General features: G+C 38.9%; 1 protein-coding gene. It reads right to left on the reverse strand.

What is annotated here, in order from left to right; translation table 11 throughout:
* Window positions 1-15 precede the first annotated feature (15 nt).
* The coding region (locus tag ACFILA_RS09700) for a hypothetical protein (RefSeq protein ID WP_375661145.1) at window positions 16-791 on the reverse strand (776 nt) is incomplete at its 5' end.

Here is a 791-nt window from a genome sequence, read left to right on the forward strand (position 1 = left end):
GCGCCCACGCGTTATTTAAGCAGCGTCTTTTAGTGACTGATTATCATCACAGATATCATTACGAATTTTTGCACGGCTATTCACAACAGCATTGCCATAAATTTGCACATGATGATCAATATTTGATTTGCCATAGACCTTGGCATGATCATAAATCCTTACAAAGCAACCAACACGAGCCGAGCCAGAAACCTTGGCATGACCATAGATACTTGAATAATCCTTAATCCAAGCATTACAAAAAACATGGGCATTATCATAAACGCGCGCCCAGACATAAATGCGTGACTTGCCATACACACGAGCATTGCCAAAAATATAGCCACAAACATAGGCACTTTCATAGACACGGGCATTGTCATAAACCTTGGCACCATTAGAAATAGTAGCATTATCACTAATTACGGCATTACCATAAACATGCCCACAGACCTTAGCGTTATCATGAATTTTTGCATTATCATAAATATGAGCGGTTGTATCAAAAACCAATGCCTTGCCATTAACGATAGCATTGCCATACACCTTGGCACCTCTGAAGATTTTCGCATCATTATAGATTTTAGCATTTTCATAAACAGTTGCATTGAAAAGAACCGCGGCATTATCATAGACCCAGCAATTGCCATCATGGGATAAGTTACTTTCATTTTCAATAAAACCGCCGAGGTCCCCCGCCTTAACATCATCAAAATCTCTTAGAGCACGTATACGGTGTAAAGTAAGACCATCAAAAGTGAATTTTTCATTGGTAAATTCGTATTTTTTTGCAGGCTCTTGTTGATTAACAG

Source organism: Bartonella sp. CL71SXKL (assembly GCF_042194935.1).
Lineage (GTDB): Bacteria > Pseudomonadota > Alphaproteobacteria > Rhizobiales > Rhizobiaceae > Bartonella.